A 24,898-nucleotide genomic window follows, 5' to 3' on the forward strand; every position below is an offset into this window, starting at 1 on the left:
ATCCGGCTCGGGCGAAAAGATCGCCAAGCTTATCACGCGGTCGCTGCCTACTGCCGGACGATGCTTTAAGATAGGCCTTTTTACCCATGCTTTAGGATCTCTGGTGCAGCTACCCTCCCCACAGCCCGACGCCTTGCGTACGCGTCTTTTCGACTTCATCACCACCCGTTGGCTGGTCGGCGGCTATCTGGTTTTATTGACAGGCCTGTTCTGGATTCCCGACGGCAGTCAGTACACGAAATTCTATTACGCACTGAGCGCGGCACCTGCTCTTTTGGCGGTGATGATCATGCCTCGCCAGATCAAACCCCTGCTAAGTGAACCTATGGTCCTCTGCTTTCTGGTCTTGAGCGCGTGGCTGCTCATAACCCTGGGCTGGAGTCGCACCGAGGATGGCTTCGGCAGCCTGGCCAAGCGTCCGCTTTATGTATTCATGCTGTTCGTGGGCTGCACACTGATCGCTCTGCGTAATGATGAGTTGTTCTTGAAAACCTTGCGCCTAGGAGAAGGCGTCGGTGCATTGGCGGCGCTGGTCAACGTCGCCTGGTTCCTGCACATCGCAGCGCCGGGCGAACGACTGATCGGTACCGGAGCTCTGCGCAACCCGCTACTCACCTCTCACGTTCTAGGCTTTTTATGCACCTATTGGGTCGCAGCCTGGCTATCACGCAACGAGCGTCATGACTGGCTACCGATCATGATGGCGCTTCCCTTGCTGGCGGCGCTACTGGCCACGGGTTCGCGCACGCCGCTGATGGGGCTGGCACTGACCAGCGTCTGGATGCTGTCGATGAGCGGCAGACGGGCCATTTATCTGGTCGCCGCGTTGCTGTTCGGCGCGATTGCCGCCTATCTGGTTGCGCCAGAGATCATTCTGCAGCGCGGTATGTCCTACCGCCCGGAATTGTGGAGCGATGCCTGGCGCCAGGCGGGCCAGCATCTTTGGCTAGGCGCCGGTTATGAAAGCAAGTTCGAGTTCAATGTTGCCGGCTCTCATCAACCATTGCACGACCCGCACAACGTCGAGCTGGCGGTTCTTCTCGAGCTGGGCATGATCGGGTTGGGTATCTGGGCCATCATGTACGGCTTCGCACTGTTTCGCTGCCTGCGCCTGCGCGCCCTGCCGCAATTCCAGATCGCTTCGGCACTGCTGATCTATGGGCTCTGTGCAGGGCTTACGGAGGGCGGCAACTACCTGTCGCGCCCCAATGAAAGCTGGTTTTTGATCTGGATCCCGATGGCGCTGGTCGCTGCACTGTCCATCCGGCATCGGCAGGCTAAGCCATGAAGCGTATCGATGCGGCACAGCTGGATGCTCTGTTGGAGGGCGCCAAAACCATCGAAGAAGATGGCCTTGGCGTCAAAGTGGCGCGACTGGGCAGCGGCGACTTTCTGAAGCTGTATCGTCGCAAGCGGTTGCTGTCCTCCGACCTCTGGGATTTACCGGCACAGCGTTTCGCCGACAACGCCAGAGGCTTGCTGCGCCTGGGGATCACCGCACCGTACGTGCTCGATGTCCTGATGATCAGCGAACGCCGCCTGAGCGCCGTGCTCTATCAGCCCTTGCCAGGCGACACCCTGCGCAATCGATTACGCCAACTCGACGCGCGGCAGCGTCCGGCACTGGTAAAACGATTCGGGACTTTTCTCGGCGAGCTGCATCAGCTTGGCGTCTATTTCCGCTCGCTGCATCTGGGCAACGTTCTACTGCTGCCAGACGGCAGCTTTGGCCTGATCGACCTGTCGGACATGAAGCTGGAAAGCCGTCCGCTCGCCCCCTGGAAGAGGCGGCGCAACCTGCAGCACATCCTGCGCTATGCCGAGGATATCGACTGGCTCACGCAACAGCATCTCGGTAGCTGGCTAGAAGGCTATGCGGAGAGCGCCAGCCGATGCGACACCGAGCGTTTCAGCCGCGACCTGAAAAAGTGGCTGCAGGTCCGGTAGCCAGGCCACCGAGCGCTACGGCTGGCGCTCAGCGTTTGAGCCAGTAGCGCCAGAGCCCCTTGAGTGTCTTCAGGTTGCGCGAGCGCCACGGGATCTGCGCCAGCAACTCGCTGGCCAGCGCTCGATCCTCGTTGGCAACCTTGGTGAACATGGCGTTCAGGTAGCGCAGGCGCGTCGCCTCGTAACCCGGATGGTCACTGAAGCGCTGATAGATCGCCAGCTCGGTTTCGATCATCAGACGCCGATTCTTGTAGGTGTTGCGGCCATGCACACGGTACAGCGCCAGCGGCTCCTGGAGTATGTCGATGAAATAGCCGGCACGCGCGATGCGCAGCTCCACGAAGTAATCCTCGATCCGGATGGTCGGATCGAAGCCGCCCACCGCCTCCAATGCATCGCGGCGAAACAGCAGGGTCGGCGCTGGTGGCCCAGGCTTGCGATCCATGAACAGGTCATCGAAGTCGAGGCGCCTGGCCGGGCGATGCCGCTGCTTCTTGTCGGGCAACGGCTTGCCGTCGCCGTCGATGAGCACGATGCCGCCCGCACAGATTCCGGTCTCCGGATGCTGCTCCATAAATGGAATCTGCAAGGAAAGCCGCTCGGGCAGCATCACGTCATCCGAGCCCAGCGGCGCGATGTATCGGCCCTTGCTTCGGGCGATCATCTCGTTGAGCGTGGTGCACAGCCCCTTGTTCGTCTGCGCGACGAAGTCGAAGCCGAACTCCGCCTGCAATCGTTGAATCAGCTCGACGCTGCCGTCACGTGAACCATCGTCGACCACCAGCAGCTCTATGATGGGATAGCTCTGCGCATAAACGCTGCGAATGCTGGCCTCGATGAAGTCAGCATGGTTGTAGGAAGAGATCAGTACCGATACCAAAGGCAGCGGGTGGGTGCTATCGGTCATTGAGACGATCCTGTCAGCGGCTGATCGCCTTCGAGCAGCTCACGGTATTTGCGGCGAAAATCCTCGATGTCGTGCTCGCACCTGAGGTAGCGGTAAGCCCGCTCACCCTGCTCGACTCGCTCGGCTTCGCTATCGAGCAGGCTTGCACGCAGCTGCTCGGTCAACGAGCTCACATCGCCCGGGCCGAACAGTCGGCCGCCAGCGCCGTGCAACAAGGGGCGCATCGCCGGAATATCCGACCCCATTACCGGCAGGCGCCCGCACATACCCTCGAGCAGGGCAAGCCCGAGGCCTTCCTGTAGCGAAGGCATGGCGAAGATGTCGAAGGCCCTTACGTAGCGCATGGCATCGGGCTGAGTGCCGCACAGGTGCACACGGCCCTGCAAATCGGACTCGGCGATCAGCGCAGCGAGATTGTCCCGCTCTCGCCCGCCACCGATGATGGCCAGATTCGCATGGGGGAATTCCTGACTGACGGCAGCGAAGGCCCGAATCAGATGGGTGTGCCCTTTGATTGGAACCAAGCGCCCGATAGCACCGATGATCACTGGTGTCATCGGTAAATCCAGCGCTTTACGCGCCTCTTCTCGCGACAGCTGCAGGGACTCGGCCAGGTCGATATCTAGGGCATTGGTGATCGCCACCGTGTTCGCCTTCGTGAAACCGCAGCGCAGCGAAACCAGGTAATCGACCACTGCCGGCGACACACCGACGAAACGCCAGCATTCATCGATCAAGCGCTTGGCCTGCCAGCGCCGATAGAACCTGTCGTACTCGCCGAAGCCGTGGGAGACGCCGATGCAGCGGGTGATTCGCAGCTCTTTGTTGAGGTGCATGAACAGGTTGACGGCCTTGAAGCGATGCAGCAACACCACGTCGAAGGCTTCTTCCCGACAAAACGCCAATAAGCGGGCGCGCACCTTACGACGCAAACCGCTCATGTCCTTCTCGTTGAACTCGAAGAATACCTGGCGGCGACCGGCAGGATGAGGTGCGCCGTCAGCCGGCCGGCCCTCGAGATAAGCATTGACCACCTCGAAGCGCTCGCCCGGCAGCCCCTGCAGGATCTGCTCGCCCAGGTCGGAGTTGGTATCGCCCGCGTTGTAACGGGTTTGCAACTGCAGGACTTTCAGCGGCCTAACCATCCAGGCGGCCCATCCACAGGCGGATCGCCTTGCGCAAATACGACAGTTTCAGCAACACACGCCAGTCGCTTGCCACCGCCTGGCGGTAAAACTGCTTGGCAGCTACCGGATCGCCCGCCAGACAGGCACTGCGAAACAGCGACAGGCAACGCTGCTGGTAAAACGCGGCACGCAGCTGCTGCAATTGCTCAGGGAGCCGCCCGAATACCTCGTCGACCAGTTCGACTCCGCCCGCCAGGCTCGAGCCGAAGTCATGGCGCAGACTGTCGCTGTGCTTGTGAATCATTGCCAACGGCTCCGGCAACAGGGTAATCGGGTAGGCCGCCAGCGTCTGCGCGAATACCGGGATGTCCTCGGCATTGCGAAAACGCTCAGGATAGTCGCCAGCTTCGAAGATAGAACGGTGCATCACGCACGCACCGTTGGAAATGCTCAATGTCTTTTCCAGCAGGTAGGCCTTCACTCGCTCAAGCGCCGTCTGCGGCAGCTTGTCGGGCGAATGCCGGCGACGTCGCCCTGCCTGGTCGACCGACCAGTGTCCGCCAATGACCATCCGAGTATCTGGGTTGGCCGCCAGATGCGCGCGAATCAGAGCCAGGCTGTCTGGCGCCATTTCATCATCCGCATCGAGAAAGATCAGCCAGTCATGGCGCGCGATCTCGATACCCAGATTGCGCACGGAGGCCAGACCACCGTTATCCTTGCGCAACGCCGTGAACCGCGCTGGGAATTCGACTTTCAGCGCCTCGATGACCTGCGGCGTGTGATCCTTGGAGCCGTCATCGATGATCAGCAGTTCATCGTCAGCACTCAGTTGCGGTACGACCGAGCGAACGGTGCGCCCCAGTGTCTTGGCGTAGTTGTACGCCGGAATGACGATCGTGATCGCGGCAGACCCACTCATTATCGGCCTCCTCCGACCTTTTGACTCAACATCTGGAAGCCCCTGGCCACCCGATTGACACTCATGAACATCGCCCACTTCTCGCGCATGAAATTCAGCGAGAACACCGGGCGCACCACCTGGCCTGCACCCCAGCCTGGGCGCCAGCAAAAACCATCGCGCCGCTTTCGGTATAGGGTGAGCACCGGCACACCCAACGCCGAGGCAAGGTGGCCAACGCCCGAGTCATTGCCAATCACATAGCCGGACTCGTACAGGTAGGCGGCCAACGCCTTGGCATCGGGAAACTCAGGAACCTCGAACTCGGAAGCGAACACCTCGAGATGATCACAGCGCTCCTTGGGTGACAGCACAAACTGTGGCTCATAGCCCTCAGCGCGCAGTCGCCTGGCCAAGGCAAGGTATTTAAGCGCGGGCCAATTCTTCTTCACATTGTATGAGAGCGGATGCAGCATCACCCGATCTGCATGGCGGCGGTGCTTCAGCGCGCAAGGCATCTGCAGGCCAATATCGCTACTGGCCTCAGCCAGCCCCAAGCGCGTGCGGCAGAAGGTTACGGCCTGCTCGACCATGCTGACGCTATCATCCGGCAGGCAGCGCAGCGGGCCCGCCGCCGCAGCCAGGGGAGCCAGGAGGCGAGCCTTGCCTGCAGGAAGCCGCGCCAAGGTCTCGGCTGCTGGCTCTCGTGCGAATCGCGAATCGATTTTCAGCGTGCCAACGAAAACGTATCGCCTGGCCAGCGTTTCGGCCGCCTCGGCATGGCGCGTCAGCATGCTGCCCATGTCGGAGATGACCAGATCGAAATCGTCGAGCACCGCGAACGTTTCCGCAGGTGCCGGAAGTAGTCGGGCTTCGAACAGCGGCAACCACTCATCGAGCGCCCCGAAATGATTGCTCAGCACTGTTACCTGATAGCCAGCACGTGCCAGATTGGCGGCCAGCACTAGATAGATGCAGCCATCACCAAGCCCCATTGAAGGCACCAACGCGATCCGACAATCATCCGGCGCCACCGATAGAGAGGTATCAGCGTGCGTTAAAACTTCGGCCATCAGAACTCCCGCATAATCCAGTATCGTCCGTGATCATGTACTGCAAACCTTCACCAGGGCACATCCGGTCGTTCGAACGCGATATCGTTGCTACACACAACTCCAGCCGCTCACGGCTCAGGTTGATCCTGCATACCGGGCTCGTCCTTTTCCTCCAGCCCCATGGCATGCAAACGAGCGTAGTAGCCATTCTGCGCCAGCAGGGACTCGTGAGAGCCGCGCTCGACGATGCGCCCCTGATCCATCACCAGGATCAGATCGGCTTTCTCGATGGTCGACAGACGATGCGCAATGACCAGCGTGGTGCGGCCTTCCATCACCTTGTCCAGCGCTGCCTGGATGTAGCGCTCGGATTCGGTATCCAGGGCCGAGGTCGCTTCATCGAGAATCAGCACGGGCGCACTCTTGAGCAACGCCCGGGCGATCGCCAAGCGTTGCCGCTGGCCACCCGACAACATCACGCCGTCCTCGCCCACCTTGGTGTCGAAGCCCTGCGGGAGCAGATCGATGAATTCACGTGCATAGGCAGCCTCAGCAGCGTCCTCGACTGCCTCGCGTGGCAAGTTACGCAGATCGCCATAGGCAATGTTATTCACGACTGTGTCGTTGAACAGCGAAACCTGCTGCGTGACCAGTGCGATATGTTTCCTCAGGTTTTCGACGCGATAGTCCTCGATGGGCGTGCCATCGAGCAGGATCTGCCCCTGGTCGTGCTGATAAAAGCGCGGGATCAGATTGGCCAGGGTCGACTTGCCGCTACCCGAGCGACCCACCAGCGCCACCATCTGCCCAGGCTCGACGGTGAAGCTGATGTCCTGCAGCACGATTTTCTCGGTCCCTGGGTAAACGAAACTCAAGTGTTTTACTTCGAGGGCACCGGTTACCCGCTCTTTCTCGACCGTTCCGTTATCGGGCTCGGTCACTTCGTCCAGTTGTTCGAAAATGCTCTCGGCGCCGGCAAGCCCTTTCTGGATGGTCGAACTGACTTCCGAGAGTTGGCGAATCGGCTTGGGCAGAAGGCCGGCCGCAGTGATGTAGGCCACCAGATCGCCCACGCTGGCATCACCGCGCAGGAACAGCACCAGAAACATCAGGAACGCCATGGCGGCGTAGTTCACCAATTGCAGGCTGGGCGTGTAGATCGCGCTGGTGCGGGTCATGCGCAGTTGCTTGCGGGTGCTGTCTTCGCTCGCCTCGTAGAAGCGCTCACGTTCATAGCGCTCGCCACCGAAGCTACGAACTACCCGGTAGTTCTGGATGGTCTCGGACGACACATGGGTCAATTCACCCATGGCACTCTGGATCTTGCGGCTCTGGCTACGGAATTTCTTGCTCGCGCTCTTAACCATCAGGGCAATCAGCGGCAGGATCGCCACCATCACCATGGTGAGCTTCCAGTTCATCCACAGCAGATAGCCAAACAGGAAAACCACCGTCAGACCTTCGCGCACCATGACCTTCAAGGCATCCGTCGCTGCGCCGGTAACCGAACCGACGTTGTAAGTGATGCGAGAGATCAGGTAACCCGTAGAATGGTTGTCGAAGTAACGGTTGGGCAGTGTCAGCAGGTTGTTGAACAGCGCAATGCGCAGGTCCTGTACCAGCCCCAGCGATACCCGTGCCAGGTAATAGCCGCCGAGAAATGAGCCTAAGCCTTGCCAGATGGTGATCAGCAACAGCGCCAGCGGCACACCGTAGAGCAGCTGCATACTGCCCAGTAGCGGCAGCTCGACCATACCGGCTTCAGGGGCAGCAAGGCCGTCGACGAAATACTTGAGCAGCCCGGCGAGCATTGGCTGGGTCGAGGCGAAGATGATGTAACCGATCATGCTCACGCCGAACATGAACCAGTAGCGCCGCATGTAGCTCAACAGCCGCATGTACAACTTGAAGCTGGAGATCGAGGGCGATTTGGCGCTTGAATCAGGCATGAGATGCTGGCTCTGGGATTTAGCCGGCGATTGTACCACCAGGCAACCCGCAACCAAATGCGCCTTAAAACCAGCGAGCCGCGCTCCCTGAATGCCTGATTACGATGACTAGCTGTTCAGAGCGAGCCTTGCAGCTGCTGCGGCGGGCGCCAGCGTGTTGGCTTGCGAACCACACTCAACCCTTGCAACTCGGCCAGCATCGCCTGGGCATCTAATACCGGCGAGTCAGTCGCTGAGGCGTAGCGTGCGGCAAGCGCCTCGAGCACGCTGTCGCTCAACCCCAGGTCACGCAGACGCAGCATGATCTTCTTGAAGTCGTCGATGCCAGCTGCACGGCTGAAATCCTCAGCCCGCTCGAAATCCAGCAGATATGCCTGCTCGGCCACCAGAAAATTGTACGGATTACAGTCGCCGTGAGCGAATCCATGACTATGCAGCTGACCAAGCAGGCCCAGCGCCTGGTGCGCGCCTCGCTGCAATGTCTCCCCCGTCAGGGTAGCCAGCGGCACGCCTGGCAAAAAGCGTGTGAATAACAGACTTTCATGAAACTCTGGATGACGCGATTCCGTATACAGCAAAGGTTCAGGCGCAGGAAAACCGAGCTTTTTCAGCCTGGCGAGCAGCATCGCCTCATTGTGCAATGGAGACTGGTAGGGCCGGCGTAGAATTCGCTTCCACCAGGGTTTCATGGATCGCCGATAGCGTTTGACGAACAGGGCTTCGTCTCCATGACCGATACGGGCAACCGCACGGCCAGGTGCGAAGTCGACGAGATCGACGAGAAGCCCTCTCAATGCTCGGATCTGTTTGCGCCCGATGCGCTCATTTTGAAAGACTAGCGTTTTGCCCACCTCAAGCCTCCCCGCGAGCATCAGGTGCTTGCAGTGCAGCATGCCGCTGCCCCATGGACCGGTTCATGTACAGCCTCTACGCCCAGACAAAAGAAAAGCTCAGGATGGCCACTTATGGTGGCTACAACCTCTGCAACCCTACGGCAGCCGTGTTGGCGCATCTGCTGTTCGACAAGCGCTCGACCCGTAAGAAGATCCGCAGCGCCTTCAAGTTGATTCGCCTGACCCCGCGTTACCGCCACCATGATCAGCTGAAGGGTGACGCGTACATCTGGCATTGCGATCGCGACGATCAGACCAGGCTGGCCCTGGGCATCGGCAACCGGCTCAGCGAAAAACAACGCCGGAACATCAGCTACATGCCCGCCATTAGGGAGGACGCCAGCAAATCCCTGGATTGGCGCGCCATGTACGCAGCCTGGAGGATAACACGGTGCTGTTCGTTGCCCCTGCTGCTGCAGTTCTACGTATTCAGCGCGCTGTGCCATACCATCAAGCACTTCAGAGCCATCGACAGGTTGCGGATCCCCCAGCAACTGACTTCACTGGTCAGCTTCAACAGCGCCAACATTCCCGAGTGTTTTCTGGTCACCGCCTGCCGGCACCACGGCCTGCCGACCTACTCGCTGCAGCACGGGCTGTATCATCGTTATCGCGGCGAACGACCGATCGACATCATCAATTATGAAAACGTCACGGCCAGCACCTTGCTGGTCTGGAGCGAGTTCTGCCGCGCCGAAATTGCTGCATTCCACCATGAAATTGGCCGCACGCCCGATTACCAGATGCAGGTCGCAGGCTATATCGATCCACCCGAGCCCCAAACCGCTTCAACAGCATCGAAGCAGGCGGACAAACAGCTTCTTTGCGTGCTGCCGGGCAAACGCTATGTGGGCGACAGCATCGAACTGCTCCATCTACTGGCCTCGCTGACTCCGCGTTACCGGCTGACGGTACGCCTGCATCCGCTGCTCGCCAAAGACGCAGCATTGATGGCTGCCCTGCCATCAAGCGCCTCGCTCGACGACAGCCCAACCCTCGCGCATGCGCTGCGTGCCGGACATTACGACCTGGCAATCGGGTTCAATACTACCAGCCTGTTTGAAGCCATGCTGTTCGGCGTACCTTGCGCGCTGTTCCAAGCACAGAGCCTGAACCTGGTAGCCGAAGGCATACCCAGCTTTTCCAATGCCGATGAGCTGGTGCAACTCGCCGATGCCCCTATCGACACGCGCCAGCTTGCCGAATACATCCTGGGGGCGTCCTGCTTTCGCTATGCTGAAATCATCAACGCAGCAGAAGCTTGAGCGCCACGCGCCACTGGGCGGGGTAGCGCAGAACACCGACAGCCCGGAGCCAGCGAACCCGCAACCCCCATGGCAGTTGCGCTCGCCTCAGCAAGCGCAGCCAGTAACGCACTGCCGCCTCTTCCTTGCGGCGCGTCCGGCCTGGATTCAGGGCTGCGCCGCAAGAAAACGGCAGCGCCACTGGTGCCGCAGCGGCATAGGCGAGCGCCTGCCTGGCCCAGGCCTCAGCAAAGCTGCCAAGGGAAAAATGTAAAAGCTCGATATCGTAAACGACGGCGACCTTGCCCTGCTGGGCGACCCGTAGGCTGAAATCGACGTCATAGAAATGAAAGCCCTCTAAGCGCTCATCAAAGCGCGTTGCAGCCCACGCCGAATGACGGGCGAACAGCCAGACGCCATCCAGCGCGACGACCGGCACGCAGCGGTTCGATCCACTGTCGGCAGGCTTGGCAAAAGCAGCGCTGGCACGCACGCTCGACGCACCGTGCAACACGTTGATACACAGATCATCATCATCACCGCTGTGCCAACCGGAAGGTGTTGCCGGCTTGTAACGACTCCCTGCCAGGCCGACGAGGGCAAGGCTCTCGTCTTGCGAAAAATGAGCGAGCGCCCGCGCGCCCCAGCCCTGACTCAGGAACTCCACGTCCTCATGCACGAAGCACAGGAACGGATGGCACGCCTTGGAGGCGCCCTCATTGTAGACCGCGCAAATGCCTCGGCCCTCAATGCTGTTGTCCACGGCGATCAGTTCGTATTCGACACCGATCGTGGCCTCGATATTGAGGGCCACTGCCTGTAAGCGGGCGGGCTGAGCACTGCAGATGATCACGGAGATCAACTCGGGCACCCCGAAAAACGGTCGTTCATTTAACTTGCTTCAGCCCCAGGTAATAGAGTGGAAACTTGAGGTATAGCTTGAGTTTCTTGCGCATCAGGTAGCCCTTGCTGCGACCCAGCCATTTTTCCTCGAAGGTGTATTTGGCGCGCTTGGTCATCAACCACTGACGAGCCGAGGTGTGTGTACGCAGCGTGCGGCTGTCGAGATGATCGACCACCGAAGAGGTGACCAGCACATGCCGTAACCCCTTGGACTGGAGCGTCAGCGCATAGTCATTGTCCGCGTACCAGAAGAAGAACCGCTCATCCAGAGCGCCGATCACCTCCAGGATGGAGCGGCGAAAAACCAGGCACCATCCGGAAATTTCCTTCAGCACCCCATAGCCTGGGTAAACACCGCTGTTGAGCGCGAAACCATTACGCGGATGATGCAGGGAGCAGGCCGGGCTGGCACTGCTGACGCTCGGATCCTGCTCGAACACCCGTAGCAGCTCCGAAGCCCAGCCGGGATGGAAAGAGAGATCGTTGTTGCAGATGGCCACGAACGGCGCCTGCCCTTTGCGGATACCGATGTTCATATAGGCGTGGTAGTTGAAGGGCGCCTCGGGATAGAGCGTTGCAACCCCTGGCTGCGCATAGGTCGGTGCCTGGGCATTGGACTCGAGCACCCAGATGCGTAGCCGAATACGCTCCGGGTCTTCGGATGCCAACAGCGTATCGAGGCAGTGCTCGGTGACCTGACGCAGGGCCGCGTCTTTGGCAAAGCTGAGTATTACCACGTCTATAACAACAGCTTGATCTGATGGTACTCGCACTTCACACATGCTCTGTTCTCTCTAGCCTGCCCTTCTTCAAAAGCAGGTGCCTCATTCGCTTGAGTAACTGCCGGTCCCATTGCCTGAGCGGAACCTGACGCAACAGCTGCCAGGCATATGCCTTGTCATCGGTGACGGCCATACGTAACGCCTTGGTAATCAGCCGTGCCTTGGCAGAGGGATAAGCTGGATGATCGCGGTATGCCGCTATCACCTGCATTCCATAGTCATATTCAGACTTGTATTGCTTCGACAAACTGTGTGGATGTTTACGGTAGAGCGTCACCACGTCAGGCAGTACATCCACGTAACTTCCCGCATGCGCGATCTTTAGCGTCATCTGGAAATCCTGCACTTTGATCGCTGGATCGTAGCCGCCAACAGCGTGCATGGCGTCACGCCGATAGACGGCGATGTTGCCGCCCACGACGAGCGCAGCGGCTAGCGCTTCGTGGAAATCGTAGCGACGAACCAACCGTTTCTTGTCCCTTTTGGGCAGGATCGTACCGTGCTCGTCGATCCTCACCGCCACGCCTCCCAGGCACCCTACCTCGGGATGCCCTTCGAGGTAGGCAGCCTGCAGCGCCAAGCGGCCAGCCGGCATCACATCGTCAGCATCGAAGGTCGCCACGAAAACCCCGCCAGCCAGGGCCAGGCCGGTATTCAACGCGGCACTGACGCCTTGATTTTCCTGCCTGACGAACTCGATTCGCTTCACTTTGCTCGACTGACGATGAGCCTGCAGAACCTGCTCGATCACCTTGGCGCTGTCATCACGAGAACCGTCATCGATGACGATCAACTCGAAGTTCTCGTAATCCTGGGACAAGACGCTGCGCAGCGCATCGGCGACATAGGCGGCATAGTTATAACAAGGCACGATTACTGAAACGAGCGGTCGATCCAAGACACTCACGCCCCAGCCTCCTGCTGCGGCCATGCATGCCAGCCCCGGGTATCGATCCGCCAGGAATCTGCAAGATGCAGGTTCGCTGGCCCTAGCAGTTCTTCCGGGAGCTGACCTTTCCAATCCACGTTCTTCCACATCATGAAATGTAGATACGGAAGAATCTGTTCGCCTTGCTCGCTATTGGTCAACCGTCCACTCCGATAGAACCAGCTATCCGCAACAACCCGACGGCCATCGGCGTGGAGCGTGTAGGTGCTATGTGCCTCAATGAACTCGCTGCGCCTGCTCCAGGAATTGAACCGAGAAGCGAGCCGACGCAACGGCTCAGGCCAGTTCTTGTGGCGGATGAACAGGCGGCTGAATGCGCCCTCGTCCAAAGCCTGGTGTTTCTCGTCCTCGTAACGTTCCTGCCAACCGGGTATTCGCCGAAAAGCATTACGCATGAGCGGCGTGTTTCGTAATAAACACAAGTGACCTGAAATACGACGCGGGTGAGTGGCAAACAAGTCTTTGGTGCTCAAGCGTTGCGCAGTGAAATACCTGCGCAGGTCTCCGTAAACGACGTCGATGTCACCAAACGCCCAGAAGTCGTAGCCTTCCAACACGTCCTGATGCACGGCACCCAGAGCTGGCTTTATGTCGCAGAGCTTGTACGCATTGCTAGGGTGAAAATCGATACCCAGCCGTTCAGAAACTTTCGCGCAATAATCTGAATAAGAGATCAGCACGAACTGCACGTTTTCAGGTGCTTGCTCAGGCACTTCGCAATCCGTGAACAGCAGCCAGTCGATGCTCGGATTACGTCGGCAGCTTTCTAAAAAAAACGCAAACCAGAATGGCCACCGCCCAAAATACGGGATGATGAAACGGATACGTGGTAAACCGTTTTCAGCGGCTTGCGGTAAAGACATCAATACGCTTCCAGATCAGTCAGGATAAATGGGTGAGAAAGGGCAAGGCCCAAAAACGGGACTCGACAGCCCGATCCGAAAACTGATCGTTCAAGCGAGCAACCATTGATGATCGGCAGCTCTTAAGTTCAACTTCTTGCGAAGCACAAACCGCTGCGACTTTCTGCGAAAGGGCATCGATTTGGCCTTGAGGGAACAGTATGCCGACGCTATCGACCACTTCACGTCCGCCCCCGCAATCAGAACAGATGAGCGGTATCCCCGCCACCATCGCCTCCAGGAGTACCATGCCGAAGGGTTCATGATCCGAGGTCAAGACAAATACGTCGAATGCCTTGAAATAGTATTTGGCATTGGGGATCTGCCCGAGCAATCGTACAGCATGCTCGATGCCCAATTCTTCAGCCAATGCTCGCAACCTGGCTTCCAGACGACCACGGCCGACGATCACCAGCAGGCTGCCCGCAGGCAAATCCGGTAGAGCCTTGGCAAAGCCGCGAATCAGCGTTTCCTGATCCTTGTCCGGATGCAAACGCCCGACGTTGCCGACGACCCAGACATCCTGAGGCAGGCCAAGGTGCTCCCTGGCGCTCTCGCGCGTCACCTGTTGCGCCTTCAAGGCGTCGATATCGATGCGGTTGTACAAGGTTTCGATACGTGAGTCAGGCCATGCAGGCAGGCTCGCACGCAGATCGTCGCGCACTGCATTGGACACGCCGAGGAGCATCAAGCGCTTGCTGAACGCATTGGCGAACCATTGGCGAAATCGCCTGCGATAGACACCGAAGGCATGGTTCACGCCAATGACGGGTAGCCGCGTGGCTAGGCAAGCGATATAGGTCGGTTTGAAGCGATGGGCAATGCAAAGCGCGAAGTTACGCTCAGAAACGAGGTGGCGAATGGCGCGGATCGCGCCGAGCTTCAGCCCTCTGAGCGCCTTGCTGCTGTATTCGAGAAAGACCACTTCATCGGAAGCGGACTCGGCCTCTACCTGCGCGTCGTATTTACCACTCAGATAAACCGTCAGGACCTTGTAGGGCGTATCGGCGAATAGCACGGCGTATTGGCGGGCACAATCGAGAAACGGACCTTCATAGCCATGGCAGATCTGCAGCACCCATGCCTGGCTCATATTATTAGTATTCATTAATCCAACTCTCATCACGGCAACGATTCAGATACGGGTAAGCACCCGTGAAAGTCGCATCGGCTGCAGCCGGAAATCAGACGTCAACGCCTAAAAATCAGGGCAGGCGAAACCTCGACCATTGAGGTCGGAGATGCATGAGTCAACATGGTTCAATGTACCTGACGGGCGGCGCACAGCATGGGTTTCTGACCGATCGGTCACATAGAAAACCCACGGGTGCAGCTTTGCGTATTAATGCGACGCGCGTTGATTTCGAGCAATTTGAGCCATCTGGGCGAACATCGCGTCAGCTTGCTGGCGGGCCTTGTGCAGGAAGCTCTCGATAAGCGCTTGCTCTGTTTTGCTGAATGCGACGCAGTGCGCATCAGCAACGGCCTGCTCGTAAGAGAGACGCAGGCGCTCGATCAACCCGACTTGCCGTAGTAAGGCTTCGATCTTGTGGGTATTCGAGGGAATGGCATAGAACGGGGTTCCGGTGACTAGGCACAAGGTCACCAGATGAAAACGGCCAGTGACCACTCCCTCCGAACGGCGCAACAGAGCGAGAAAGCGAAGCGGAGCGAGCACGGCGTAGCGCCAGCGCAACCTGTCTATTAGGGAATTGGGCAGTTCGGCTGGATAGCGATGCAGATAACTGGCCGCGATACGCCGATAAGCCTTCAGCCGTTTGCGCAGATTCTTGCGTAGATAGACATCGAAACCTTTTCCCAGCTGCAGAGGCGCAACGGTGCGGATGCTGACATAACGCAGACGCGCATTGGTACAGCTGATCCGCCACGCCTCGCGCAAGCGCTCCGTGAGTACGCTACCGTTGATCAACAGCCCCCGACGATTGGGAGTAGCGCCCTCATACCGATAAGTCAGCGTGAGATCCGGAACCACCTCGGCCGACACGCCGATCTCATCCAGCGCGGCCTGACTCAGCACGTCTCGCACGAACACACGGGTAAACAGAGGCGCATCGGCATTGAGCCGAACATTGTTCTGCCAAACTGAATTGATCAGAAAACATGGCACGCCATGTTCCCGGCAATACCGTGCCAACGCTCCATAACGCAGGGCCAGCGGCGCGTCGTCGTGCATGGTGCCTTCGCCGTTGACCAGGCAGATATCAGCCGCGCGGATGTCGCTTTGTAGCTGATCATCTGTCTGCCAGTCATGGTGCATCGGGCAGGAACGCAAGATCTCCAGGCCAGCCTGCTCGGCCAGCGTGTAAATCTGCTGCATCACCAAATGACAACCGTGGTGCCCCTCTGAAGACGTGTCGTTGAACAACAGCGCCTTCAAAACTGCTTGGTTGCCATCCAAACCTAAGGCTCCACGCTGCCGAGCAACTCATCGTTCGACGCAGTCACGTCGTCCTTGATCACCAGAATGTCTTCCATGATCAGGTACTGCAGGTCCGAGCCGTAGAACATGTTCAGGGCGTCGGTAGGCGAGCAGATCATCGGTTCGCCACGACGGTTCAGCGAGGTATTCAGCGACACGCCGTTGCCGGTCAGTCGTTCCAGCTCCAGCATCAGGTCGTACCAGCGCGGGTTGTACTCGCGCTTGAGCACCTGGGCGCGAGAGGTGCCGTCTTCGTGGACGACTTCGCTGACGCGCTCTTTCCACTCGTCGTTGACTTCGAAGGTGAAGGTCATGAACGGGCTCGGGTGATCGACCTTGAGCATCTGCTCGGCGACGGTGTCGAGCATCGAGGGGCAGAAAGGTCTCCAGCGCTCGCGGAACTTGATCTGTTCGTTGATGCGGTCGGCCACGCCGGGAATGCTCGGGCAACCGATGATCGAGCGGCCACCCAGGGCGCGCGGGCCGAATTCCATACGCCCCTGGAACCAGGCGACCGGGTTGCCATCGACCATGATTTGCGCGATACGCTGCGGCATGTCGTCGATCTTCTGCCATTTCGGCGCGTTCGGGTGGCGAGCGCAGGCGGCAATGACGTCTTCGTTGGAATAGGCCGGGCCGAGATAGACGTGCTCCATCTTCTCCACGGGCACGCCACGCTTGTGGGAAACGTAGGCAGCGGCACCGACCGAAGTACCGGCATCACCGGAGGCCGGTTGCACGAACAGTTCCTTGACCTCGGGACGGGCGATGATCTTCTGGTTGAGCTTGACGTTCAGCGCGCAACCGCCGGCGAAGGCGATCTTGCCGGTTTCGCGGAGAATGTCGCCGAGGTAGTAATCCATCATCTCCAGCGCCAGCTTCTCGAACAGCGCTTGCATGCTGGCGGCGTAGTGGATGTACGGGTCGTCGGCAATGTCGCCTTCGCGCTTGGGCCCCAGCCACTCGATCAGCTTGGGCGAGAAGTAGAAGCCCTTGCCCTTTTCCTTGTGGCGGCGCAGGCCGATGACGTTGGCGTAGTCGGTATTGATCACCAGCTCGCCGTTCTCGAACTTGGCCAGGCGGGAAAAATCGTACTTGCTGGCATCGCCATAGGGCGCCATGCCCATGACCTTGAACTCGCCGTCGAGCATCTCGAAACCGAGGAACTCGGTGACCGCGCCATACAGGCCACCCAGGGAGTCCGGGTCAAAGAATTCCTTGATCTTGTGAATACGGCCGTTTTCGCCATACCCGAAGAAGGTGGTGGCGTACTCACCCTTGCCGTCGATACCGAGGATGGCGGTTTTCTCGGTGAAACCCGAGCAGTGGTAGGCGCTGGCCGCATGCGCCAAATGGTGCTCGACCGGCTCGATCTTGACCTTCTTGGCGTCGAAGCCCAGCTGCTCCAGGCACCAGACGATTTTCTTGCGATAGCGCTTGTAGCGGCGGTTGCCCATCAGGATCGCGTCGAGGGCGCGATCCGGTGCATACCAGTAACGCTTGGCGTAGTGCCAGCGCGCCTTGCCGAACAGGCTGATGGGCGCGAAGGGAATCGCCACCACATCGACGTCCGCGGGTTTGATACCAGCCTGCTCCAGGCAGAACTTGGCCGACTCGTAGGGCATGCGATTCTTCGCGTGCTTGTCACGCACGAAGCGCTCTTCTTCAGCCGCTGCAATCAACTTGCCGTCGATGTACAACGCCGCGGAGGGGTCATGACTGAGGGCGCCGGACAGGCCAAGAATCGTCAATGCCACGGGTAAAGCCTCTTAACGCGGCTGCCTGGGTCGACAACCGATACGGTTTGATTTCGCTGAGCCTTGTTCGGAAGGCTCAAATATATGTTGGCAAGCGCCGGTCGAGTTCACGATACAGGGCGCTGTCGGCGGCCCAGTTGCGCAGCAGGCGCGCGCGATCACGTGCATAGGCGGCCTTGAAGCTGCTGGCCTGGCCATGGAACTGCATGGCATCCAGATCGATCAGCGCCCAACGGCCATCCTGCCAGAGAATATTGTTGCCCTTGCAATCGCCATGGCTGATGCGCTCGCGCAACAGCGCTGCGAACAACGCTTCCAACGCCTGCAAGTCCGCCTCTGGCGGCAGCTCATCCGCCCCGCACGGCGCGAAACGGGCGATTATATCCATACCCGGGGTGTGTTCGGTAATCAGATAGGCTTGGCGGCGCAACCACAGCGTACGCCGCTCCAGCACGGCCAGCGGCCTGGGCGTGGCGATACCGAGAAAATCCAGGCGGTTGCCTTCGCACCAGCTGTGCCAGGCCCGGCTAGGCCGCCAGAAACGCCGCAACCAATGGCCGAAACCCTTGATGTTGTAGCGCTTGATGACCAATTGCCGACCAGCCTGCTGGACGCGGGCCACGGTCGAGGAACCGCCCAGTTTGAGTGGCTCGCCTGCCGCGATCGCCGCGTCGGGGTCGGCAAGAAGGGGCGCCAGCGCCGTGGCTTCTTCACGCCTGACCACCTGCAGGCGCGACGGCCCGCTCCAGACGCGGAACGCCGTACACTCACGCTGGATCTTGGCCATGAACGTGTGAAGGCGCAGCTCGCGCGCTTTGGCCACGGCCTTGAGCAGGGCCTCCAGCGGCAGCGCATGCTCGCCGTTGGCCAGCAGGTAGTGGACCAACAATTCTTCGATGAAGTCGTCGATGGCGCGGGGGAAGAGCGCGAAGAACAGCCCCAGGTTTTCCAGCACGCGGGCTCGGGACAGGGCTTGCCCCGGCGTCTCTGCGCGAATGCCGCCACCATCGATGAGGTACAGACGCCCGTCATGGCGCAGCAGGTTGTCCAGGTGCAAGTCTTCCTGCCACAACCCACGACGATGAAGCTGGCCGATGACGCCAAGCGCCTCGCCCAGCACCTGCTGCTGCGTATCGCTCAGCCAGGGCTGGTCAGCGGCGGCCTGCCAGTCATCCGCCAGGCTGCGGGCACCCTCCAGGAACTCGAACAACAGCCAGCCGCCCTCGCCCGCCGATACGCCATGATCGAGCAGCAAGGGGGTGCACAATCCTTGGTCCGCCAGCAGTTGGGCACCCTGCAGTTCCCGGGCGAAATGCCGCTCGGTCTTGCTGCCGACCAGCATCTTGGCGAGCACCTGGCGCCCCTGCCATTGCGCCCCACCGACGTAACGCTGCCCCGGCAGGACACGCAGCAGGCTCTGCAATTCAAGCGACGCACCGCCCGGCAGGTCGATCGGCAGCGGCAGCGCAGGGCTGCGCCCTGCCTCGTTGAGGTGAACCAGTTTCATGGGCGTTGGGCCTTGTCCTTCAAACGCGCTGTAAGGCGCTGCGACCAGTGTTCCACATGCTGCCCGCTGCCCAGGTAGGCCGTCAGGAAACCCCGGTGATCCACTTCATTCCAGGGGTTGGTGCGACGCAGCAACGGCTCGATGTCCTTGACCCTGTCACGCTCGCCGAGAAACAGCGGCCGGGTCTTCTCCAGATCGATCAGTTGCGCCGCAAAACCTCCATCCCGCGGTTGCAGGAAGATATGTTTGGGGTAGAAACAACCATGCACCTGGCCCTTCTCGTGCACGCGCCGAGCCAGACGCCCGCAAGCACTCACGATCGCCTGGCGCTGTTCCACTGCAAGTTGATGCCATTCGGGCAACCAGCTGTCGAGGTCGCGCCAACCATCCAGCGCGCGGGTCAGCAGAACGGCCCGGCGCTCACCGGCGATGCGCCGCTCGGCGTAGAACGCGGCGCTCATCGCCGGAATGTCCAGGCGCCGGTACCGGCGGATGTTGCGAAACTCCCGCGCCAGCGTCGGCTCACCCCAGGGGCGCTCCAGGCTGTGCGTCAGGTAGTTGCTCTGGCGCTTGAGGTAATAGCCATGGCCTTCCAGATCGAGTCGATAGACCGTGCTCCAGCCGCCGCGCGGCGCCTGGTTGGGCTCGTCGACCGCATGCAATTCGAGCGTCCAGAGCGCCTCGAAACTGGCTAGCCCATGACGTTCGAGCAGCGCTTGATCATCGCGGTCGATAAAGTCCTTCATTCTCTTCCCTCGAAGTACCGCACGATCTGGCCGATACGCTGTTTGTCGCTGTCGTTGAGCCGTTCACGCCCCCGGTACTGCAAGTAGAAACGCAGGCGCTGGGTGCGCGACAGGTGGTACTTGGCCACCTTGTCCAGACAGGCGAGATCCTTGACGATGCGCCGACGCAAAAACGGCCCTCGCCAGAATGCACCGGTCGGGCAGTCGATGAAGTACAGACGGCGGTGCTCGTCGACCAGGAGATTGCGCCACTTCAGGTCGTTATGAGCGAAATGATGATCATGCAGAATGCGCGTGGCACGCGCCAGCTGACAGCTGACATCGTCGACCCAGGCCCGGTCACGCAGGCGCGCGTCACCCGAGGAGGCGAGCCGCCACATGTCCGTGGTATCGACCAGCTCCTGGGTAATCAGTGCACCTCGGTGAAAGGCCGCCCCCTTGCGCTCCAGCCCGTAAGCGGCGACAGGGGCAGTGGGAATGCCCCAGCTCGCGAAATGCTTGAGGTTCTGCCACTCGGCCTTGACCCGCGGCCGGCCAACGAAGCGCCGAGCGCCCTTGCCGGCACCGTGGTAGCGCTTGACGTAGTAACGCAGCCCATCGAACTCCACACGAATAACGTCCGACAACGGATCGTGGGTAATGGCCTCGCCCTGCAGGGCAAAGACCGCATCAAGCGAAGCGAATGCCCTGGCCGCCTCTGGCGAGGCCAAGGCGGTGACGCGCCACTGACTCATGCTCCACCCTCCGGTTGGTACTTGCGCGCGTAACGCGCGCGCAGGCGGTCGGCCTTGCCCTGTAACCAGCGCAGCAGGGTGGCCTCGTCGTGCAGGATCTGACGCAGGGGGCGGCTGTCGACAACGCCAAAATATATTTTGATGAAGCGCAGCAGATCGCGCCTGCTGAGACCAATATGCAAGGCCGAGAAATACAGACCAGCCAGGTCCTTGTTGCGCCAGCGTTTCGGTACGGCATTACGCACCTGGGCGCGATGCAGATCGATCACCGACAGGCGGAAATCGTCGGCATCGAAAGGCTTGTCGGTATGCAACAGAAAGTGGCAGATGTAGCAGTCCCGGTGGTTCACGCCGGCGGCATGCATGCGCCCGGTCATTTGCGCTACGCGGCGAACGAGCGCCCGTTTCAGCAGCAGCGCTGGCGGCTGTTCGAGCCAGGTCAGCGTCAATTGCTCAAGGTCGACGGTGGGCGCCAACTCTTCGGTGATGATGAACGAATGCTGCTGCGCCGGGTTGCTCCCGCGCTCGCCGTAAGCCACTGCGGTCATGGTCGACACACCGGCTTCGTGCAGACGCTGGATGGCCGTCCACTCCTGCCCCGCCCCCAGCACTGGCAGACGGGCGGTGATCAGGTTCTTGACGATTTCACCCCAACCCACGCCACGGTGAATCTTCACGAAATAGCCCTGGCCATTCACCTCTGTGCGCAGCGTGCGACGCGCCTCGAGTTCGCGGTACACCTGTCCCTGCAGGCCCTCGACCGCTTCAAAGGCATCCTTGCCGTCCCATAGGGACTTGAATGGTTCAGCAAGAATCAGGCGCATAGGCCTCCCTGTAGAAGCCGCGGTCTCGCGGCGAATGCTGAAGGCAATGCGAGCCTTGTGGAACGATCACGGGTGCAACGCGCCGAGGGCGACGCCCCTACGAGATCGATGGTTGCCAAAGCGATTGGATTGCTCACCCGTGCGCTGCCAGAATCACATCCGCAGCCCGCTGCGGCATGCTGTACAGATCGGCCGTGTCGGCATAGGCCAGGCCATTTTGCTTCCAGCTCGCGCGCGCAGCGTCGTCGGCCAGCATTTCGGCCAGCAGGCGGTTCAGCGTGGACTGCTCGAACGGGCTGGGCACCACGCGGCCGGCGTCGGCATCCCTGATGTAATGGGCGTAGCCACAGACATCGGTGACCAGCACCGGCAGCCCGGCGACCAGCGCCTCGAGCAGCACGGTGCCGGTGTTTTCGTTGTAGGCCGGGTGGATCAGCAGGTCGGCGCCGAGCAGAAAGCGCGGAATATCGCTGCGCCCCTTGAGAATCTGCACCTGGTCGCTCAGGCCGAGCGCCTTTATCTGCAGCAGGAACGGCTTTGGGTCATCCTGGCCGATGACCATCAACCGGGTACGCTTCTTCAATGCTTCCGGCAAGGCGGCCAGCGCCTTGAGGCTGCGGTCCAGCCCCTTGGTCTTGAAGCCCGAGCCGATCTGCACCAGCAGCAGGTCGCTGTCGGCCAGGGCGAACTCGCGGCGGAACTCGGCACGAATTTCAACCGCGTTGGCCGGTGCGCGACGATCCAGGGCGATACCCGGCGGCAGCAGATGGAAGCGCTCGGCGGGTGTGCCGTAATGCTTGACGAACAGCGGCTGCTGCACCTCGGAAATCATCAGGATCTCGGTGTTCGACTCCGGCGCGAAAACCGCTCGCTCGTACTCGGCGAAATGCTTGTAGCGGCCCCAGCGGCGATACAGCGAGTTGCGCAAGGTCTGCGCCTTGTCTTCAAAGCAGCCGTCGGCGGCGTAGTAGACGTCCAGGCCGGGCATCTTGTTGAAGCCGACCACGCGGTCGACCGGACGCTCGCGCAAGTCGGCCTGCACCCAGGCGGTGAGCTTCTCGTTGCGGTGATGGTTGAACAATGCCTTGACCGGCACCACCACCACCTCGAAACCCTCTGGCACGTCACCTTCCCAGATCGGCGCGTAGACGCGGATGCTGTGGCCGCGCTGCTGGCACTCCAGGGCGATACGCATGAAGTCGCGCTGCAGCCCGCCATAGGGGAAGTACTTGTAGAGGATAAAAGCCAGGCGCATCGGCCCTCCGCTCGCTTGCATCAGTCCAGCCCCAGGTCCAGCAGCAGGGCATGTAATTCGGTGAACACCCGTTGTGGTTTCAAATCATCGAAACAGGGCTTGTCGCGGTCACCCTTGCCCGCATCCGGGCCGCTGGCGCACAGGTGCACCTGGGAGCGCCCGTAGGCGCCCACCCGGCCCGGCAAGGTCGGGCCATACAGCGACACGGTCGGCACATCCAGCGCGGCTGCCAGATGACCCAGGCCGGTGTCCACGGCCACGCAGGCCCGAGCACCGGCGAGCACCTTGGCCACGCCTGCCAGATTCAGCTTGGGTAGCACGGCGGCGTTTTCGATGCCGGCGGCGATGCGCTCCGCGCGCGCCTTCTCGGCTTCGTTGCCCCATGGCAGGCGGATCGCCCAGCCCTGCTCGGCGACCTGTTCGGCCAGCTCGCGCCAGTAGGCTTCGGGCCAGTGCTTGCTGGCCCAGGTGGTGCCGTGCAGGAACACTAGATAAGGGCTCGCGGCAGGATCTGCAAGCTGGGCGCGATTCAACCCGTAGTCGCCCAGACCAGCGGGCACGCTGTAGCCCAGCGCCTGGCCGAACAGCTGACGGGTACGCTCCAGCGCATGCTGGGCCCGCGGCACGCTGTAGGGGCGATCATAAAAGCGCGCAGCGATAGGCTCGCGGGCAGATTTTTTATCGAGCCCTGCCACCGGCGCCTCGACGTAGCGGGTCAGCCAGGCGCTCTTGAGCAATCCTTGGGCGTCGATCACCAGGTCGTAATGGCTCTCGCGCAGGCGCTGCTTGAACCGCGTCCACTCGCCACTGCGCAGGGTTTTCAGCGGGTGCTTGCGCCAGCGGCGGATGGCCACCGGAATCACCTGGGACACTGCCGGATGCCAGGCCGGAATCTCGGCGAAGCCCTCTTCCACCACCCAGTCGAACCGGATGCCCGGGATCGCCCGGGCCGCGTCGGTCAGGGCCGGCAGGGTATGAATCACGTCGCCCAGCGATGAGGTCTTGATCACCAGCACGCGCATTCAGGGCATGACCTCGACCGGCTCGCCAACCAGCCGCTGCAGCGCATCGACGGCGACCCGTGGCTCGAGCTGCACCAGGCAGTTGTAATGACCGAAGCGGCAGGTGCGCTCGAAGCACGGGCTGCATTCGATGCCCAGGCGGATGATTTCCACCTGCTCGGCCAGCGGCGGCGTGAATTGCGGCGAGGTCGAGCCGTACACCGCCACCAGCGGACGGTCGAGCGCTGCGGCCACGTGCATCAGCCCTGAATCATTGGAGACCACCGAGGCGGCGCAGGACAGCAGGTCGATGGCTTGCGCCAGACTGGTCTCGCCGGACAGGTTGACGGCCTCCTCGCGCAGGCCGGGAATCAGCCGCGAGCGAATATCCTCGCCCACCGGGTGATCCTTCTTCGAGCCGAACAGCCAGACCTGCCAGCCCTCGCGGATCTTCGCCTCGGCAACCTTGGCGTAATGCTCGCAGGGCCAGCGCTTGGCCTCGCCGAACTCGGCGCCGGGGCACAGGGCCAGAACCGGGCGGTCCAGGGAGAGACCGAAATGCGCCAGGGCCGCGTCACGAGTCGCCGGGTCGATACGCAGGGACGGGCGCGGATACGGCTGCGGCAGCTCGGCGCCAGCCGGATAGGCCAGGGCCATGAAACGCTCGATCATCAGCGGGTAGCGATCCTTGTCCAGCTTGCGCACGTCATTGAGCAGGCCGTAACGCATCTCGCCTTTCCAGCCGATGCGCAGCGGGATGCCGGCGAAGAACGGCACCAGCGCCGACTTCATGGAGTTGGGCAGCAGGATCGCCTGATCGTAACGGCCGGCCAGGGACTTGCCGATGCGGCGCCGCGTGGCCAGTTCCAGCACGCCATGGCCCAGGGGAAAGCTCAAGGCCTGGCGAACCTCGGGCATGCGCTCGAGGATCGGCCGACTCCAGTCCGGGGCCAATACGTCGATGGCGCAGTCGGGATGACGCAGCTTCAGACACTGGAACAATGTCTGCGCCATCACCATGTCGCCTACCCACGAAGGGCCGATGATCAGAATATTCATAAGCTCAGTTTCGGTA

The 24,898-nt window shown here is 60.7% G+C and carries 23 protein-coding genes; 3 read left to right on the top strand and 20 right to left on the bottom strand.

Features of this window, described 5'->3' with window-relative positions:
- Positions 1-103 precede the first annotated feature (103 nt).
- Both BVH03_RS26995 and BVH03_RS27000 read left to right on the top strand, forming a co-directional pair.
- Positions 104-1,288 (top strand): O-antigen ligase, encoded by a 1,185-nt coding sequence (locus tag BVH03_RS26995; protein ID WP_256574770.1) that lies wholly within the window; start codon positions 104-106, stop codon positions 1,286-1,288.
- Entirely contained in the window at positions 1,285-1,947 is a 663-nt protein-coding gene (locus BVH03_RS27000; RefSeq protein ID WP_075962949.1) for a lipopolysaccharide kinase InaA family protein, read from the top strand. The genes BVH03_RS26995 and BVH03_RS27000 overlap by 4 nt, the downstream gene beginning before the upstream one ends.
- Before the next feature lie 28 nt (positions 1,948-1,975).
- Here the strand turns inward: BVH03_RS27000 and BVH03_RS20805 are convergent, their stop codons facing one another.
- The 6 genes from BVH03_RS20805 to BVH03_RS20830 all read right to left on the bottom strand — a co-directional run bounded on the left by BVH03_RS20805 (position 1,976) and on the right by BVH03_RS20830 (position 8,779).
- Entirely contained in the window at positions 1,976-2,854 is an 879-nt protein-coding gene (locus BVH03_RS20805) for a glycosyltransferase (protein ID WP_075962950.1), read from the bottom strand.
- Positions 2,851-3,999: a glycosyltransferase gene (locus tag BVH03_RS20810; protein WP_075962951.1), complete on the bottom strand. Its 1,149-nt coding sequence runs from the start codon at positions 3,997-3,999 to the stop codon at positions 2,851-2,853. Before BVH03_RS20810 ends, BVH03_RS20805 begins: the two co-directional genes overlap by 4 nt.
- Positions 3,992-4,903 carry a glycosyltransferase family 2 protein gene (locus BVH03_RS20815; protein WP_075962952.1) on the bottom strand — a complete coding sequence of 304 codons (912 nt, stop codon included), beginning with the start codon at positions 4,901-4,903 and terminating at the stop codon, positions 3,992-3,994. Before BVH03_RS20815 ends, BVH03_RS20810 begins: the two co-directional genes overlap by 8 nt.
- Positions 4,903-5,955: a glycosyltransferase family 9 protein gene (locus tag BVH03_RS20820; protein ID WP_083640130.1), complete on the bottom strand. Its 1,053-nt coding sequence runs from the start codon at positions 5,953-5,955 to the stop codon at positions 4,903-4,905. Before BVH03_RS20820 ends, BVH03_RS20815 begins: the two co-directional genes overlap by 1 nt.
- Positions 5,956-6,065: 110 nt before the next feature.
- Positions 6,066-7,886, bottom strand: a complete 1,821-nt coding sequence (gene msbA, locus BVH03_RS20825; RefSeq protein ID WP_075962954.1) for a lipid A export permease/ATP-binding protein MsbA — start codon at positions 7,884-7,886, stop codon at positions 6,066-6,068.
- A gap of 116 nt (positions 7,887-8,002) precedes the next feature.
- Entirely contained in the window at positions 8,003-8,779 is a 777-nt protein-coding gene (locus BVH03_RS20830) for a lipopolysaccharide kinase InaA family protein (RefSeq protein ID WP_075962955.1), read from the bottom strand.
- A 23-nt stretch (positions 8,780-8,802) separates the two neighbouring features.
- Here BVH03_RS20830 and BVH03_RS20835 point away from each other — a divergent pair, with 23 nt between their 5' ends.
- Entirely contained in the window at positions 8,803-10,044 is a 1,242-nt protein-coding gene (locus BVH03_RS20835; RefSeq protein ID WP_143486017.1) for a hypothetical protein, read from the top strand.
- On the opposite strand, the gene BVH03_RS20840 is transcribed toward BVH03_RS20835, so the two are convergent.
- The 14 genes from BVH03_RS20840 to waaF all read right to left on the bottom strand — a co-directional run bounded on the left by BVH03_RS20840 (position 10,025) and on the right by waaF (position 24,882).
- On the bottom strand, positions 10,025-10,876 hold the full coding sequence (locus BVH03_RS20840) for a glycosyltransferase (protein ID WP_256574774.1): 852 nt from the start codon (positions 10,874-10,876) through the stop codon (positions 10,025-10,027). The two genes, BVH03_RS20835 and BVH03_RS20840, sit on opposite strands and share 20 nt — an antisense overlap.
- Positions 10,877-10,910: 34 nt before the next feature.
- On the bottom strand, positions 10,911-11,663 hold the full coding sequence (locus tag BVH03_RS20845; RefSeq protein ID WP_218189556.1) for a glycosyltransferase: 753 nt from the start codon (positions 11,661-11,663) through the stop codon (positions 10,911-10,913).
- Positions 11,664-11,700: 37 nt separating this feature from the next.
- Positions 11,701-12,615, bottom strand: a complete 915-nt coding sequence (locus BVH03_RS20850) for a glycosyltransferase family 2 protein (protein ID WP_256574771.1) — start codon at positions 12,613-12,615, stop codon at positions 11,701-11,703.
- Positions 12,612-13,520 (bottom strand): DUF6625 family protein, encoded by a 909-nt coding sequence (locus BVH03_RS20855; RefSeq protein ID WP_075962960.1) that lies wholly within the window; start codon positions 13,518-13,520, stop codon positions 12,612-12,614. The genes BVH03_RS20850 and BVH03_RS20855 overlap by 4 nt, the downstream gene beginning before the upstream one ends.
- Positions 13,521-13,539: 19 nt before the next feature.
- Positions 13,540-14,667 (bottom strand): glycosyltransferase, encoded by a 1,128-nt coding sequence (locus tag BVH03_RS20860; RefSeq protein WP_075962961.1) that lies wholly within the window; start codon positions 14,665-14,667, stop codon positions 13,540-13,542.
- Positions 14,668-14,901: 234 nt separating this feature from the next.
- Positions 14,902-15,978, bottom strand: a complete 1,077-nt coding sequence (locus BVH03_RS20865; protein ID WP_075962962.1) for a polysaccharide pyruvyl transferase family protein — start codon at positions 15,976-15,978, stop codon at positions 14,902-14,904.
- A gap of 2 nt (positions 15,979-15,980) precedes the next feature.
- Positions 15,981-17,756, bottom strand: a complete 1,776-nt coding sequence (locus BVH03_RS20870) for a carbamoyltransferase (protein WP_075962963.1) — start codon at positions 17,754-17,756, stop codon at positions 15,981-15,983.
- Positions 17,757-17,832: 76 nt separating this feature from the next.
- A complete protein-coding gene (locus BVH03_RS20875) occupies positions 17,833-19,263 on the bottom strand; it encodes a lipopolysaccharide kinase InaA family protein (protein ID WP_075962964.1) in 1,431 nt (476 codons plus the stop codon).
- Positions 19,260-20,009, bottom strand: coding sequence for a lipopolysaccharide kinase InaA family protein (locus BVH03_RS20880; RefSeq protein ID WP_075962965.1), 750 nt, complete (start codon positions 20,007-20,009; stop codon positions 19,260-19,262). Before BVH03_RS20880 ends, BVH03_RS20875 begins: the two co-directional genes overlap by 4 nt.
- On the bottom strand, positions 20,006-20,743 hold the full coding sequence (locus BVH03_RS20885; protein WP_075962967.1) for a lipopolysaccharide kinase InaA family protein: 738 nt from the start codon (positions 20,741-20,743) through the stop codon (positions 20,006-20,008). The genes BVH03_RS20880 and BVH03_RS20885 overlap by 4 nt, the downstream gene beginning before the upstream one ends.
- Complete coding sequence (rfaP, locus tag BVH03_RS20890; protein WP_075962968.1) at positions 20,740-21,567, bottom strand: lipopolysaccharide core heptose(I) kinase RfaP; 828 nt, start codon at positions 21,565-21,567, stop codon at positions 20,740-20,742. The genes BVH03_RS20885 and rfaP overlap by 4 nt, the downstream gene beginning before the upstream one ends.
- A 133-nt stretch (positions 21,568-21,700) precedes the next feature.
- Positions 21,701-22,822 carry a glycosyltransferase family 4 protein gene (locus tag BVH03_RS20895; protein ID WP_075962969.1) on the bottom strand — a complete coding sequence of 374 codons (1,122 nt, stop codon included), beginning with the start codon at positions 22,820-22,822 and terminating at the stop codon, positions 21,701-21,703.
- Between the two features lie 20 nt (positions 22,823-22,842).
- A complete protein-coding gene (gene waaC, locus BVH03_RS20900; protein WP_075962970.1) occupies positions 22,843-23,844 on the bottom strand; it encodes a lipopolysaccharide heptosyltransferase I in 1,002 nt (333 codons plus the stop codon).
- On the bottom strand, positions 23,845-24,882 hold the full coding sequence (waaF, locus tag BVH03_RS20905) for a lipopolysaccharide heptosyltransferase II (RefSeq protein WP_075962972.1): 1,038 nt from the start codon (positions 24,880-24,882) through the stop codon (positions 23,845-23,847).
- Positions 24,883-24,898 lie beyond the last annotated feature (16 nt).

The sequence above is a fragment of the Pseudomonas sp. PA15(2017) genome, from assembly GCF_001945395.1.
GTDB lineage: Bacteria > Pseudomonadota > Gammaproteobacteria > Pseudomonadales > Pseudomonadaceae > Aquipseudomonas.

Excerpts from the sequence above, each read along its gene's own strand:
- BVH03_RS27000 (WP_075962949.1), top strand. The coding sequence starts at position 1,285 with ATGAAGCGTATCGATGCGGCACAGCTGGATGCTCTGTTGGAGGGCGCC.
- BVH03_RS20805 (WP_075962950.1), bottom strand. The coding sequence starts at position 2,854 with ATGACCGATAGCACCCACCCGCTGCCTTTGGTATCGGTACTGATCTCT.
- BVH03_RS20810 (WP_075962951.1), bottom strand. The coding sequence starts at position 3,999 with ATGGTTAGGCCGCTGAAAGTCCTGCAGTTGCAAACCCGTTACAACGCG.
- BVH03_RS20815 (WP_075962952.1), bottom strand. The coding sequence starts at position 4,903 with ATGAGTGGGTCTGCCGCGATCACGATCGTCATTCCGGCGTACAACTAC.
- BVH03_RS20820 (WP_083640130.1), bottom strand. The coding sequence starts at position 5,955 with ATGGCCGAAGTTTTAACGCACGCTGATACCTCTCTATCGGTGGCGCCG.
- msbA (WP_075962954.1), bottom strand. The coding sequence starts at position 7,886 with ATGCCTGATTCAAGCGCCAAATCGCCCTCGATCTCCAGCTTCAAGTTG.
- BVH03_RS20830 (WP_075962955.1), bottom strand. The coding sequence starts at position 8,779 with ATGCTGCACTGCAAGCACCTGATGCTCGCGGGGAGGCTTGAGGTGGGC.
- BVH03_RS20835 (WP_143486017.1), top strand. The coding sequence starts at position 8,803 with ATGTACAGCCTCTACGCCCAGACAAAAGAAAAGCTCAGGATGGCCACT.
- BVH03_RS20855 (WP_075962960.1), bottom strand. The coding sequence starts at position 13,520 with ATGTCTTTACCGCAAGCCGCTGAAAACGGTTTACCACGTATCCGTTTC.
- BVH03_RS20860 (WP_075962961.1), bottom strand. The coding sequence starts at position 14,667 with ATGAATACTAATAATATGAGCCAGGCATGGGTGCTGCAGATCTGCCAT.
- BVH03_RS20875 (WP_075962964.1), bottom strand. The coding sequence starts at position 19,263 with ATGAAACTGGTTCACCTCAACGAGGCAGGGCGCAGCCCTGCGCTGCCG.
- BVH03_RS20880 (WP_075962965.1), bottom strand. The coding sequence starts at position 20,009 with ATGAAGGACTTTATCGACCGCGATGATCAAGCGCTGCTCGAACGTCAT.
- BVH03_RS20885 (WP_075962967.1), bottom strand. The coding sequence starts at position 20,743 with ATGAGTCAGTGGCGCGTCACCGCCTTGGCCTCGCCAGAGGCGGCCAGG.
- rfaP (WP_075962968.1), bottom strand. The coding sequence starts at position 21,567 with ATGCGCCTGATTCTTGCTGAACCATTCAAGTCCCTATGGGACGGCAAG.
- BVH03_RS20895 (WP_075962969.1), bottom strand. The coding sequence starts at position 22,822 with ATGCGCCTGGCTTTTATCCTCTACAAGTACTTCCCCTATGGCGGGCTG.
- waaC (WP_075962970.1), bottom strand. The coding sequence starts at position 23,844 with ATGCGCGTGCTGGTGATCAAGACCTCATCGCTGGGCGACGTGATTCAT.
- waaF (WP_075962972.1), bottom strand. The coding sequence starts at position 24,882 with ATGAATATTCTGATCATCGGCCCTTCGTGGGTAGGCGACATGGTGATG.